Source organism: Aeromonas sp. DNRA1, assembly GCF_963888745.1.
In the GTDB taxonomy this organism is placed as follows: Bacteria; Pseudomonadota; Gammaproteobacteria; order Enterobacterales; family Aeromonadaceae; genus Aeromonas; species Aeromonas hydrophila.
On the sequence record NZ_CAWPKQ010000001.1, the window covers coordinates 1,239,537 to 1,252,462 of the forward strand.

A 12,926-nucleotide genomic window follows, 5' to 3' on the forward strand; every position below is an offset into this window, starting at 1 on the left:
TAACGGTGCCCCTATAGCGAAGGGGGAGCAATAGACTCCCCCTCACTCTTTGTCACACCACACTGTTCAGGTTATCTATGTCAAAACATTTCGTTCTGCTCGGCGCGCTGACGCTGTCCGGCTGCTCCTTGCTGTCTCCCCCCGCTCCCACCGTCACTCCGGTACACCTGGCCGATGCCAGCCAGCGCGGCTTCTACATCGAATGCAGCAGCATGACGGCCTGCTTCAAGCAGGCCAACCAGACCTGCCCGCAGGGCTACAAGGAGACCGACCGCCGTCAGCAGACGCTCTACAGCACCCAATACACGGCGGGCAGTTATGACGATGAGAAGAAGGTCTACAAGGCTGGCAAACCCTATCGCATGGCCAACACGGTTCACTCTCTGACCATCCAGTGTCCGGTCGATATGGGCATCACGCCGCGCTGACCTGCGCTTTGCGGCCGGCACGGGAAACCCAAATCCTGGCCGGCCCTTCTCTTGCCTCACCGAGAACGAGCCTCTTATGTCACCCAGAATATGCCTGCTGGGCAGCATCTTGCTGTCCGGCTGCGCCCTGCTGCCGGCACCCACCACCGTCACCGAACTCCCCGCAATCAATCCCGCCCAGCAACGCTTCCAGATCGAGTGCGCTGGACTGGAAGAGTGCCAGCAGCAGGCGACACTGAGCTGCCCCCACGGCTATCAGCAAGTCGACCGAAGCAAGCGCACCGTTACCACTCACCAGATGAGCAGGGGAGCCGCCGATCCGGTGACGGGATTTCGCCCTAGCTTCCCCCAGTCCAGCACCTTCACTACCCACATTCTGCTGGTGCAGTGCCCCCGCACACCGGCACAGCCCCACCCGCTGGGTCGCTGACGACAAAGGGCCTGCAGGCCCTTTTTCCGGTATATCCATCACTCAGCCCGTCGCCTCGGCGTGCTGGCGGGCCAGCTCGTCGCTCATCAGCTCCCGCATCCTGAATTTTTGCAGCTTGCCGGTCACCGTCATGGGGTACTCCTCCACGAATCGGATGTATCTGGGCACCTTGAAATAGGCGATGCGGGCCGCCAGGAACTGTTTCAGTTCCTCCTCGCTGGCCTCCTGGCGGGGTCTGAGCTTGACCCAGGCGCACACCTCTTCGCCATAGCGCTCGCTGTCGACCCCGAACACCGCCGCATCCTGCACCGCCGGATGATCGTAAAGACGCTCTTCGATCTCGCGCGGATAGATGTTCTCGCCACCGCGGATGATCAGCTCCTTGCTGCGCCCGACGATCCGCACATAGCCCTCTTCATCCATGATGCCGATGTCCCCCGAGTGCAGCCACCCCTCCTGGTCAATGGTCTCCGCCGTCTTGACCGGATCCTGCCAGTACCCCTGCATCACCCCGTTGCTGCGACAGCAGATCTCGCCCCGCTCGCCGATTGCGACTATCTCTCCGCCGGGGTCGACCAGCTTGATCTCGGTGTGGCCGATGGCGCGGCCGACCGTGGTGACCCGCTTGTCCAGCGGCGCATCGATGGCGGTCATGTGATTGATGGGACTGCACTCGGTCTGGCCGTAGGCGATGGTCACCTCGGTCATGTGCATCAGGGTCTGTACCTTGCGCATCAAGGGCTCGGGGCAGATGGCACCGGCCATGATGCCGGTGCGCAGGGAGGAGAGATCGAACTGGTCAAACTCCGCCAGCTCCAGCTCGGCGATGAACATGGTCGGCACGCCGTGCAGGGCGGTGCAGCGCTCCTCGCTCACCATCCGCAAGGTGGCCGCCGGATCGAAGGCTTCGGCCGGAAACAGGGCGCAGGCCCCCACGCTGATGCAGACCAGGTTACCGAGCACCATGCCAAAACAGTGGTAGAGCGGCACCGGGATGCAGAGCCGGTCCTGCTCGCTGAACGCCATGCCTTGCGCCACCTGGCGGCCGTTGTTGAGGATGTTGCTGTGGCTGAGGGTGGCCCCCTTGGGGTTTCCCGTGGTGCCCGAGGTGAACTGGATGTTGATGGCGTCATCGGGGTTGAGGATGGCCGCTACCCGTACCAGCCAGGCTGGGTCCTGCTGATCGCCCAACGAGAGCACATCGGGGAAGTTGAGCATGCCGGCGCTTGGTTCCCCCCCGAACCGGATCACCATCTCCAGGCTCGGCAGCCGGGATGATGCGAGACGGCCGGGTGGGCAGTGCGCCAGCTCGGGGGCCAGCTCCCCCAGCATGGCGAGATAGTCTCAGCCCTTGAACGCACTGGCACAGATGAGGGCACGACAGCCCACGTTGTTGATGGCAAAGGCCAGTTCGTAGCTGCGGTAGGCGGGATTGATGCAGACCATGATGGCCCCGATGCGGGCCGTGGCGAATTGCACCAGGCACCACTCGATGTTGTTTGGCGACCAGATGCCGACCCGATCCCCCGGCCGGATCCCGAGCGCCAGCAGGCCCAGCGCCAATCTGTCTATCTGGGTCAGGTATTCACGGTAGTTCCAGCGGATCTGCTGGTGGCGCACCACCACTGCGGGCCGGTCGGGGAAACGTTCCGCCACATGTTGCAGGTAGGCGCCTATGGTCTGGTGAAGCAGCGGCTGATCGCAGGGACCGGCCCGGTAGCTGAGCAGTGAGGTCATGGGGTGACTCCTGGCCACATAGGTTGGACGTGCCTACTGCTCGGCTGGCGTGTTTTTGCAGCCTGTTACATTAATGTAAAAACAAGGCCTGTAAAAGACTCACTTTGGTCTAATGCCGGCCATAAAAAAACGGCCAACCGAGGTTGACCGTGTGACAAGGGGCGAACCGGATCAGAACAGCAGATGCGCCACCCCGGCGATGACCGGCAGGGTGATCAGGGTACGCAGCAGGAAGATCACGAACAGCTCCCACAGCTTGACCGGGATCTTGCTGCCCAGCAGCAGGGCGCCCACTTCCGACATGTAGATGAGCTGGGTGACCGACATGGCGGCGATCACGAAGCGGGTGATGTCGCTCTCGATGGTGGAAGCCAGCACCGCCGGGATGAACATGTCGGCAAAGCCCACCATGATGGTCTTGGAGGCCGCTTCTGCCTCTGGCAGTTGCAGCAGCTCCAGCAAGGGTACGAAAGGGGCCCCCAGCCAATTGAAGATGGAGGTGTGCTCGGCCAGCATCAGGGCGCAGGTGCCGATGGCCATCACCACCGGCAGCACGCCGAAGATCATGTCCAGCGCATTCTTCACCCCTTCCCGTGCCACTGCCCCCATGTCGGTCATGCCCTCGGCCTTGGTCAGGGCCCGCTCATAGCCGTAACTCAGCACGCTGTGCTGGTGCGGCACCGACTCCTGCTTGCGACACAGGGGAGTACCGTCGCTGTAGACATCCTTCTTCCAGCAGAGCGGCGGCAAACGCGGCACCACGATGGCGGCTACCACCCCGGCCAGACAGACGGTCAGGTAGAAGGGCACGAACATGTGCTCCAGCCGAACCTGAGAGATCACCACCAGGCAGAAGGTGATGGAGACGGCGGAGAAGGTGGTGCCGATGACGGCCGCTTCCCGCTGGGTGTAGAACTTGCCTTCGTACTGTTTGCTGGTCAGCAGGATGCCGACGCTGCCATCCCCCAGCCAGGAGGCGAAACAGTCCACCGCAGAGCGACCGGGCAGACGGAACACCGGGCGCATGATACGGGTCATCATGGTGCCGACAAACTCCAGCAGACCGAAATCGAGCAGCAAGGGCAGCAGCAGGCCGGCGAAGATGAAGACGGAGAACAGCACCGGCAGCAGATCATGCAGCACCAGGCCACCGGTCGCATCGGAGCGCAGCACCTCGGGACCGGCTTCAAAGAAGGTCAACAGCACGAAGATCCCGCCCAGCACCCGCACGCAGGCCCAGAAGGGAGAAACGTTGAACAGGCTGTTGAGGAAAGGGCGTCTGACCAGGATCGCCGGCTTGAACAGCCAGGCTACCAGCGTCATCAGCATGGTGGTGGTGATGATGGCGCTGACCATGGCCACCAGATAATCGGCAAACACCGTCTGTACCAGCTTCGCCAGCACAGCCACGGGGATGGTGACGTTTCCGTCATAGATGACGGGGGTCATGAACAGCAGGATCCCGATAAGTGACGGGACCAGGAACATCAGCACGTTGCGGCGGGTATTGAGCGCAGGTGCTTGCAGAGTCTTTTCCAGCATGGTCTACAGCCTTAATGTTACTTTTCCTTAGCCAGGCAAACCTGCATATCCATGCTTTCACCCGGCAAAACGGGCGAAAGAATACCCCAATAAAATGCACAAACAAGCTTTTAATGGATCATTTCAAGCATAAATATTTATACAGGCAAACCTTCCATAAGAATGCACGCAAGCAGATGCGCATATCAATTCATTACGATTGGTTAGCACATTGTTTCAGCAAGGTTACATTCAGGTGCGCAGTATAATCAGTTGCGGTTGGCAGGCAATAAGTGACATAAGAAATATATCTATATGGTGATACGGTCGATCCCCATAAAAAAACCGGAGCCTGGGAAGGCTCCGGTTTCTCAGCACCGGGTGGCGGTATCACGACCGCGCACGGGATGTGGGTCAGTCACGCACATAGATGACTTCTACGCCATCATCGTCTTCGTCGTCCCACTCGTCGTCGTCCAGCGATTCATCAAACGCCTTGGAGGCAGCCAGCGCATCGGCTTCAGCCTTGGCCAGCTGGTTCTTGTGGTAGTCGTCCCACTTGAACTCCACCTTCTCGATAGCGTCTTTGGCATCTTCCGCCAGCTGACGGGGCATGGTATCCAGCAGGTCCAGGATGTCGTAGCAGACCTTCTTGGTCCCTTCCTTGCTGATGGCAGTGATGGCGTAGACAGGGCCTTCATGATTGAGGGCAGTCTTGACGCGATCCATCACTTCCTGCGCCTCTTCTTCCAGGATCAGATCCATCTTGTTGAACACCAGCCAGCGCGGCTTGCTCGCCAGTTCCGGGCTGTACTTTTCCAGCTCCCGGACAATGGTCACCGCATTTTCAGCCGGATCAGAACCATCGACCGGGCAGATGTCCACCAGATGGATCAGCACGCGGCAGCGCTCGAGGTGCTTGAGGAAGCGGATACCGAGGCCAGCGCCTTCGGCGGCACCTTCGATCAGACCGGGAATGTCGGCGATGACGAAGGAGCGGGAGTTCTCACCACGCACCACGCCCAGGTTCGGTACCAGGGTGGTAAAGGGGTAATCGGCCACTTTCGGACGGGCCGCGGAGACGGCACGGATGAAGGTGGACTTGCCGGCGTTGGGCAGACCCAGCATGCCGACGTCGGCCAGCAGCAACAGTTCCAGCTTCAGGGTACGCACTTCACCCGGGGTACCGTTGCTCTTCTGGCGCGGTGCCCGGTTGACGGAGCTCTTGAAACGGGTGTTGCCAAGACCATGGAAGCCGCCCTTGGCGACCAGCAGCTTCTGCTCGTGGTGAGTCAGGTCACCCAGCAGTTCGCCGGTGTCTTCATCGCTGGCGCGGGTGCCGACCGGTACGCGCAGGATCCTGTCCTTGCCGCGACGGCCGGTACAGTTGGCGCTCTGGCCATTCTCGCCACGTTCGGCGGCGTGAAAACGCTCGAAACGGTAGTCGATCAGGGTGTTCAGGTTTTCATCGGCAACCAGATATACGTCGCCACCGTCACCGCCGTCACCGCCGTCCGGGCCGCCGTTCGGAATGTACTTCTCACGGCGAAAGCTTACACAACCGTTACCACCGTCACCGGCATCGACTCGAATCTGGACTTCATCAACAAACTTCATAGGTAACCGTCACCTTAATTCGAAAAACCGATACGCAATTATAGTGGTACAGACCCCTGCGGGCGATACGCATCTTGCCAAGCATGCCCTTTCAGAGCCAGGGTCAGCTGCGTGCCGTTTTTTCGTAAACTGCTGCAGAAAAACAAAAGCCCCGCCTGTTGGCGGGGCTTCGGATCCTTGCGGTCCGTAATTACTCAGCAACGATGCTAACGTACTTACGGTTCAGCGGACCTTTAACTTCGAACAGGATTTTACCAGTCGCAGTAGCGAACAGGGTGTGATCCTTGCCCAGACCAACGTTGGTACCGGCGTGGAACTTGGTGCCACGCTGACGAACGATGATGCTGCCAGCCAGAACTGTTTCGCCGCCGAAACGCTTCACGCCCAGGCGTTTAGCTTCTGAATCGCGGCCGTTGCGGGATGAACCGCCAGCTTTTTTGTGTGCCATCTATCGTACTCCTCTAATTAAGCGCTGATGCCAGTGATTTTGACTTCAGTGAACCACTGACGGTGGCCCGCTTGCTTACGGTGGTGCTTACGACGACGGAACTTGACGATAGTCACTTTCTCGCCACGGCCGTGAGCCACAACTTCAGCTACAACCTTGCCACCTTCAACGAAAGGAGCACCTACTTTAAAAGTGTCGCCTGCAGCAACCATCAGCACTTCGTTGAAGTCGATGGTAGCGCCAGTCTCAACGTTCAGCTTTTCCAGACGAACGATTTGACCTTCGGCCACACGGTGTTGTTTTCCGCCGCTTTGGAATACCGCGTACATTTGATTAACTCCGTAAAGGCGTGTCTTTTGCTCAAGGCCAGACACGCGCAAAAACCTATAACAATGGGCCGGCATTCTACGCAAATCGATTTGCTCAGGCAAGGCCAATTTAGCAAAAAGTTTATTTTGTGCGCATATCTGCCGCCGTGAACAAACGCTTAACTGTAACCCATTGTGAAATCGTGTAGAATCCCCGCCATTGCTAAAATCGCAGTCATCACTGCCGTCACGTTACGAGACTTATGGACCAACAGACTATCCGTGCGCTCTGTGCCGCCGACATGACGGCGGTCAATGAACTGATCCTGGCAAGACTCCAGTCCGATGTCAGCCTGATCAACCAGCTGGGTTTCTATATTGTCAGTGCAGGCGGGAAACGGATGCGCCCCATGCTGACCGTCATGGCCGCCCGCGCACTGGGATACGAAGGTGAAGATCACCTGAAACTGGCAGCCATCATCGAATTCATTCATACCTCCACCCTGCTGCACGACGACGTGGTCGACGAATCCGACCTGCGCCGCGGCCGCGAAACCGCCAATGCCCTGTTCGGCAATGCCGCCAGCGTGCTGGTGGGTGACTATCTCTACAGCCGCTCCTTCCAGATGATGAGCGAGCTCTCCAACCTGCGGGTGATGGAGATCCTCTCCGATGCCACCAACACCATCGCCGAAGGGGAAGTGTTGCAGCTGATGAACTGCAACGATCCGGATACCACCGAAGAGAGCTACATGACGGTCATCTACTGCAAGACCGCCAAGCTGTTCGAAGCCGCCACCCGCCTCGCCGCCGTACTGACCCATCAGCCAGATCCCGTCGAGCAGGCGATGACCGACTATGGCAAGTATCTGGGCACTGCCTTCCAGATCATCGACGACGTGATGGACTACTGCTCCCAGAGCGACGAGATGGGCAAGAACGTCGGCGATGACCTGGCCGAAGGCAAACCGACCCTGCCGCTGCTGCGGGCCATGGAAGTAGGTAGCCCGGAAGAGCGCCAGCTGGTGCGCGATGCCATCGAGCACCGCAACGGCATGGAGCACCTCGACCGGATCCTGGCCATCCTCGACCGTACCGGCGCGCTGGAATACTCCCGCATGCGGGCCCGGGAAGAGGCCGACAAGGCTATCGCGGCCCTCGCCATCCTGCCGGACTCCCAGCACAAGCAGGCATTGGCAACACTGGCCCATATGGCGGTCCAGCGCAGCGCCTGATGCTCAGCCGGAAATAAAAAAGAGGCCCTTTGGCCTCTTTTTTATTGTCCGGGAAACACAGCCTTGCTCACTCATCACCATCCTCTATCGCGCCAGCGCCCACAGAATAACGGCCCCGGCCACCACTAGACAGCCGCCGATGCGGCGCAGCTGCTCGGTGGGCTGCTCGCTCAGCAGCCGCAGCATCTGTTGCCAGGCGCGCGGCATCAGCAGCGGTCCCAACCCCTCGAACAGCAACAGTAAGCCCAGCCCCATCAAGATGGATGTCAGCATCACCTCTCCTTTCAATCACCATGTCCACAAGCTGCCGGGATACCGGCAAGCCCCTGACCGCCAAACAAAAGGGCCTGAATAATCAGGCCCTTGAGTATCATTGCGACTCGCTTACTGCTTGCTGCCGTGCGGCGACTTGAGGTAGCGGAAGAACTCGCTGTCCGGCTTGAGGACCATCAGGTCATTGCCACCGGCGAAGCTCTTGCGATAGGCCTCCATGCTGCGCACGAAGCTGAAAAACTCGGGGTCTTTCTTGTAGCTGTCGGCATAGATCTTGGCGGCCTCGGCATCCCCTTCACCACGCAGCTGACGGGCATTACTCTCGGCGTCGGCGATCATCACGGTCACCTTGCGGTCGATGTCGGCACGCAGGATCTCGGCCTGCTCGCGGCCCTGGGAGCGATGCTCACGGGCTACCGCAGTCCGCTCGGCACGCATCCGCTGATAGATGGAGCTGGAGACTTCCACTGGCAGGTTGATCTGCTTGATCCGCACATCCACCACCTTGATGCCGAGCTCGGAGGAGCGCGCCATCTTCATCAGGGCATCTTCCATCACGGTACTGCGCTCACCGGAGACGATGTCCTTGATGGTGCGGTTACCGATCTCGGAACGCAGACCGTTGTTGATCTTGCGCTTGAGCAGGTCTTCGGCCTGGATCTTGTTGCCACCACCGGTCGCCAGGTAGTACTTGGAGAAGTCCTCGATCTTCCACTTCACGTAGGAGTCGATGATGAGGTCCTTCTTCTCGGATGTAACGAAGCGATCCGCCTGGCCTTCAAGGGTCTGGATGCGGGCATCCATCTTGCGAACCTGGTCGATGAGCGGCACCTTGAAGTGCAGGCCCGGCTCGTACAGGCGCGGTTCACCGGAGTCGACCCGCTTCACCTTGCCGAACTGCACGACGATGCCCTTCTGACCTTCATCGACGATGAAGACCGACGAGAAGCAGACCATGGCGGCCACAGCGATGACACCAATAGCTATCTTTTTCATCTATTAGTTTCTCCCTGAGCTGAAACGGTCGCCGCTACGCAGCGGAGTCGGAGTGGAGTTGGCCCCTTCATTGGACGGCGGGGTCTGTTCCACCACCGGCGCACCTGCCGGACGAGCCGGTTGCACTGCGTTCGCCTTGCCGGAAAGCTTGTCGAGCGGCAGATAGATCATGCTGTTGTTGCCAGCCGGCATGTCGACCACCACCTTGTTGGCCTGCTGATACAGCTCTTCCATGGTCTCCAGGTAGATACGATCGCGGGTCAGCTCGGGCGCAGCCTGATACTGGGGCAGCAACTCGTTGAAGCGAGCGACTTCACCCTTGGCCTTCAGCACGATCTGGGACTTGTAGGCTTCAGCCTCCTGCTCCAGACGCTTGACCTGGCCACGGGCCTTCGGTTCCACTTCACGGGCATAGGCTTCGGCTTCACGAATGAAGCGCTGTTCATCTTCCTGGGCGGAGATGGCGTCATCGAAGGCGTCTTTCACCTCTTCCGGCGGACGTGCCGGCAGGAAGTTGACGTCGACGATCTGCAGACCCATGTGATACGGCTCGATGATGCTGTCGATCACCTGCCAGGTCTCCTGGCGCACCTTCTCACGACCGGTGGTCAGCACGTCATCCATCCGGGTGTGGCCCACCACGTAACGCAGGGCGCTGTCGGTGGCCTGGCTCAGGCTCTCGTCGGCGTTGGTAACGCTGAACAGATACTGCTCCGGGTCGACCACGCGATACTGCACGTCCATCTCGACCCGCACCACGTTCTCGTCCTGGGTCAGCATGAAACCGGAAGCCGGCAGGGAGCGGACCGATTCCACGTCCACCGGGATCACCCGGTCGATGAAGGTCGGCTTCCAGCGCAGGCCAGGATCCACGTTGTGGGAGTACTCGCCAAAGCGCAGCACCACGCCCCGCTCGGCTTCACGAATGGTATAGAAGCCGCTGACGACCCACACCACTACCGCCACCACCAAGGCGATGGAGAGGCCAAACTTGCCTACATCGCCACCACCAGACTTGCCGCCACCGAGCAGACCACCAAAACGGCGGCTCACCTTGCGCAGCATCTCGTCCAAATCAGGGGGTCCCTGATTCTTGCCGTTGTTCCCCCAGGGGTCACGGTCTTTGCCGTTGTTACCAGGCTCATTCCAAGCCATCAGCGTCTCCATTAATACATGCGGATGGATATCATCTCTATCGGGCCATCAACCGTTGATGAAGCCAGCAAACATTCATCTCATCGACGAATCAATGCCTGATAAAGCGTTGTAAACTCTCACCTTCTTGTTTCATGAGGCGGTTCCAGTCAGCCAGTTGCAGGCGGACTTCCAACACAAAATCCCCCTCCTCGCTGAAACCTTCCTGCTCGATGCCCTTGAGGCGATAGAGCGCACTGCGCAATCTGGCGGCCGAAGGCGGCAACTGCAGGGTGTGGTGCACCATGGATCCGGCCAGCAATTCAGTCAGGGCCGTAAACAGGTCTGCACATCCTTCCCCGGTCTGGGCTGACAGCCAGACCCGCACCGGGCGCCCCTCTTCGTCACGTTCCAGCCCGACCGGATGTTCACCCAGCTTGTCGATCTTGTTGCAGATCATCAGCTGGGGTCGGTCATCGGCTTCGATCTCGGCCAGCACCTGCTGCACCGACTCGATATTTTCCTGCATCTGCTCATCGGCACAGTCCACCACGTGCAGCAGCAGGTCCGCTTCGCGGGTCTCCTGCAGCGTCGCCTTGAAGGCCGCGACCAGATCATGGGGCAAGTGTCGAATAAATCCAACTGTATCCGCCAGAATCACATCACCCACATCCTGGATCACCAATTTGCGCAGGGTCGGATCCAAGGTTGCGAACAATTGGTCGGCAGCATACGCGCTGGCAGCTGTAAGTTGGTTGAACAAAGTGGACTTTCCGGCGTTGGTGTAACCCACCAGAGAAACGGTCGGCACCTCGTTGCGGTTGCGGGCACGACGCCCCTGCTCCCGCTGCTTGGCCACCTTGTCGAGCCGACGCAAAATCGCCTTGATGCGCTCACGCAACAGGCGACGGTCGGTTTCCAGCTGAGTTTCACCCGGGCCGCGCAGGCCGATCCCGCCCTTCTGACGTTCAAGGTGGGTCCAGCCTCGCACCAGGCGAGTAGAAAGATGGCGTAACTGGGCCAGTTCGACCTGCAACTTGCCTTCGTGGGTACGGGCGCGCTGGGCAAAGATATCGAGGATCAGGCCGGTCCTGTCCACTACCCGGCACTGGAACAGACGCTCCAGGTTGCGCTCCTGGGCAGGGGTCAGGGCATGGTTGAAGATGACGACGTCGGCATCCAGCATCTGGACCTGGGACGCTATCTCTTCAGCCTTGCCGCTGCCGACAAAAAATTTGGCACTGGGCGCACTGCGGATGGTGGTGATCACCCCCAGCGCATTGACCCCGGCCGAGCTCACCAGCATCTTGAGCTCTTCCAGATCCTCCCGCTCACCCTCATCACTGAAGTTGACATGTACCAGAACGGCCTGTTCGCCGGCTTCATAACGGTCAAACAAGCGCTTGCTCCTTGACAGGAATCATGATGAATCTGGGTTGACGAGTCGCCTCGTCCCGGGATATCACGCCTCGGCTTCACCCTGCTCTTCGCCAGCCGCGCCCGGCGCATGCTGGTGGTGGTTGACGGCACGGGCCGGTACCACGGTAGAGATGGCGTGCTTGTAGACCATCTGGCTCACGGTGTTCTTCAGCAAAATGACAAACTGGTCAAACGATTCGATCTGACCCTGCAGTTTGATGCCGTTTACCAAATAGATAGAAACAGGAATCCGCTCACGGCGCAGCGCATTCAAAAACGGGTCTTGGAGAGATTGCCCCTTAGCCATCTTCTTTTCCTTATAGTTTGTTGTTTTTAAACACCGGATATCAATATAACAACCTGATTATACAGGAGTGTCAAGCCACTCCGGCACGGGCGACGACCCTTGCCAGATTGCCAGACTCACCAGATTCCAACCAGGTCACATCAGACCAACCGCGCAACCAGGTCATTTGACGCTTGGCCAACTGGCGGGTGGCAACAATTCCGCGATAGCGCATCTCATCATACTCCACTTCCCCCGCCAGGTAGTCCCACATTTGGCGGTATCCCACGCAGCGGATGGAGGGAAGATCCGGGGTGAGATCGCCCCGTTGGTAGAGTGCCCTGACTTCCTGTTCAAAGCCCCCCTGCAGCATCTTGTCAAAGCGCAGCTCGATGCGCTGGTGCAGCACTGCGCGATCGCTTGGTGCGATGGCAAACTGCAACACCCGATAGGGCAACCCCTCCCCCTGCACCTGGGTCAGCTCGGTGAGGGTCTTGCCGCTGATGCGGTAGACCTCGAGCGCCCGGCTGAGCCGCTGTGGATCATTGGGATGGATGCGGGCACCGGCCACCGGGTCGATGCGCACCAGTTCATCGTGCAGTGCCTGCCAGCCAAGACGGGCCGCCTCTTCCTCGATGCCGGCCCGAATGACGGGGTCGGCGGAAGGCAGCGGAGAGAGCCCCTCCAGCAGCGCCTTGAAATAGAGCATGGTGCCGCCCACCAGCAGCGGAATGCGGCCGCGATCGGCAATCTCTTTCATCTCCCGCAGCGCATCCTTGCAAAAGTCGGCCGCCGAATAGCTCATGGCGGGGTCCAGGATGTCGATCAGCCGGTGCGGCGCCAGCGCCAGCTCGGCGGCACTCGGTTTGGCGGTGCCGATATCCATGCCGCGATAGATGAGCGCAGAATCCACGCTGATGATGTCGCAGGGCAGCGCCTGGCACAGTTCGATGGCGAGATCCGTCTTGCCGGAGGCCGTCGGCCCCATCAGAAAAATTGCAGTCGGCAAGTCAGCCACGTGAAAAACTCCCCTTGCATGGTCGCCACCCGTGCGGCGCACCTGCAAAAAACTGGTTTATGGGTTCAAGAGGGGC

The 12,926-nt window shown here is 59.6% G+C and carries 13 protein-coding genes and 1 pseudogene; 3 read left to right on the top strand and 11 right to left on the bottom strand.

Annotation, left to right across the window (positions count from 1 at the left end):
* The first annotated feature begins 77 nt into the window (after positions 1-77).
* Positions 78-428, top strand: a complete 351-nt coding sequence (locus AACQ43_RS05660) for a hypothetical protein (RefSeq protein WP_168966397.1) — start codon at positions 78-80, stop codon at positions 426-428.
* A 76-nt stretch (positions 429-504) separates the two neighbouring features.
* The gene (locus tag AACQ43_RS05665) at positions 505-858 is read left to right on the top strand and encodes a hypothetical protein (RefSeq protein WP_168966398.1); all 354 of its coding nucleotides are present in this window, start codon (positions 505-507) and stop codon (positions 856-858) included.
* A gap of 42 nt (positions 859-900) precedes the next feature.
* Here AACQ43_RS05665 and AACQ43_RS05670 read toward each other — a convergent pair.
* The 5 genes and pseudogenes from AACQ43_RS05670 to rplU all read right to left on the bottom strand — a co-directional run bounded on the left by AACQ43_RS05670 (position 901) and on the right by rplU (position 6,510).
* Positions 901-2,595 (bottom strand): annotated as a pseudogene (locus AACQ43_RS05670) (AMP-binding protein).
* A gap of 171 nt (positions 2,596-2,766) precedes the next feature.
* Positions 2,767-4,137, bottom strand: coding sequence for a YjiH family protein (locus tag AACQ43_RS05675; RefSeq protein ID WP_146062045.1), 1,371 nt, complete (start codon positions 4,135-4,137; stop codon positions 2,767-2,769).
* A 393-nt stretch (positions 4,138-4,530) separates the two neighbouring features.
* Positions 4,531-5,733, bottom strand: coding sequence for an Obg family GTPase CgtA (gene cgtA / locus AACQ43_RS05680; protein WP_011704870.1), 1,203 nt, complete (start codon positions 5,731-5,733; stop codon positions 4,531-4,533).
* 190 nt (positions 5,734-5,923) lie between these two features.
* Positions 5,924-6,181 (bottom strand): 50S ribosomal protein L27, encoded by a 258-nt coding sequence (rpmA, locus tag AACQ43_RS05685; RefSeq protein WP_005339028.1) that lies wholly within the window; start codon positions 6,179-6,181, stop codon positions 5,924-5,926.
* A gap of 17 nt (positions 6,182-6,198) precedes the next feature.
* Positions 6,199-6,510 (bottom strand): 50S ribosomal protein L21, encoded by a 312-nt coding sequence (gene rplU, locus AACQ43_RS05690; RefSeq protein WP_005304210.1) that lies wholly within the window; start codon positions 6,508-6,510, stop codon positions 6,199-6,201.
* 242 nt (positions 6,511-6,752) lie between these two features.
* Between rplU and ispB the strand changes: the two genes are divergently transcribed.
* Positions 6,753-7,724 carry an octaprenyl diphosphate synthase gene (ispB, locus tag AACQ43_RS05695; RefSeq protein ID WP_016349610.1) on the top strand — a complete coding sequence of 324 codons (972 nt, stop codon included), beginning with the start codon at positions 6,753-6,755 and terminating at the stop codon, positions 7,722-7,724.
* A gap of 84 nt (positions 7,725-7,808) precedes the next feature.
* Here the strand turns inward: ispB and AACQ43_RS05700 are convergent, their stop codons facing one another.
* The 6 genes from AACQ43_RS05700 to miaA form a co-directional block, all read right to left on the bottom strand.
* Positions 7,809-7,997: a DUF2065 domain-containing protein gene (locus AACQ43_RS05700; protein ID WP_011704868.1), complete on the bottom strand. Its 189-nt coding sequence runs from the start codon at positions 7,995-7,997 to the stop codon at positions 7,809-7,811.
* Between the two features lie 111 nt (positions 7,998-8,108).
* On the bottom strand, positions 8,109-8,993 hold the full coding sequence (gene hflC, locus AACQ43_RS05705) for a protease modulator HflC (RefSeq protein ID WP_011704867.1): 885 nt from the start codon (positions 8,991-8,993) through the stop codon (positions 8,109-8,111).
* A 3-nt stretch (positions 8,994-8,996) separates the two neighbouring features.
* The gene (hflK, locus tag AACQ43_RS05710; RefSeq protein ID WP_005304223.1) at positions 8,997-10,148 is read right to left on the bottom strand and encodes an FtsH protease activity modulator HflK; all 1,152 of its coding nucleotides are present in this window, start codon (positions 10,146-10,148) and stop codon (positions 8,997-8,999) included.
* A 91-nt stretch (positions 10,149-10,239) separates the two neighbouring features.
* Positions 10,240-11,526, bottom strand: coding sequence for a ribosome rescue GTPase HflX (gene hflX, locus AACQ43_RS05715; protein ID WP_168966400.1), 1,287 nt, complete (start codon positions 11,524-11,526; stop codon positions 10,240-10,242).
* Positions 11,527-11,589: 63 nt separating this feature from the next.
* Positions 11,590-11,853, bottom strand: coding sequence for an RNA chaperone Hfq (gene hfq / locus AACQ43_RS05720; RefSeq protein ID WP_011704864.1), 264 nt, complete (start codon positions 11,851-11,853; stop codon positions 11,590-11,592).
* Positions 11,854-11,923: 70 nt separating this feature from the next.
* Entirely contained in the window at positions 11,924-12,841 is a 918-nt protein-coding gene (gene miaA / locus AACQ43_RS05725) for a tRNA (adenosine(37)-N6)-dimethylallyltransferase MiaA (protein WP_139750366.1), read from the bottom strand.
* Positions 12,842-12,926: the final 85 nt, after the last annotated feature.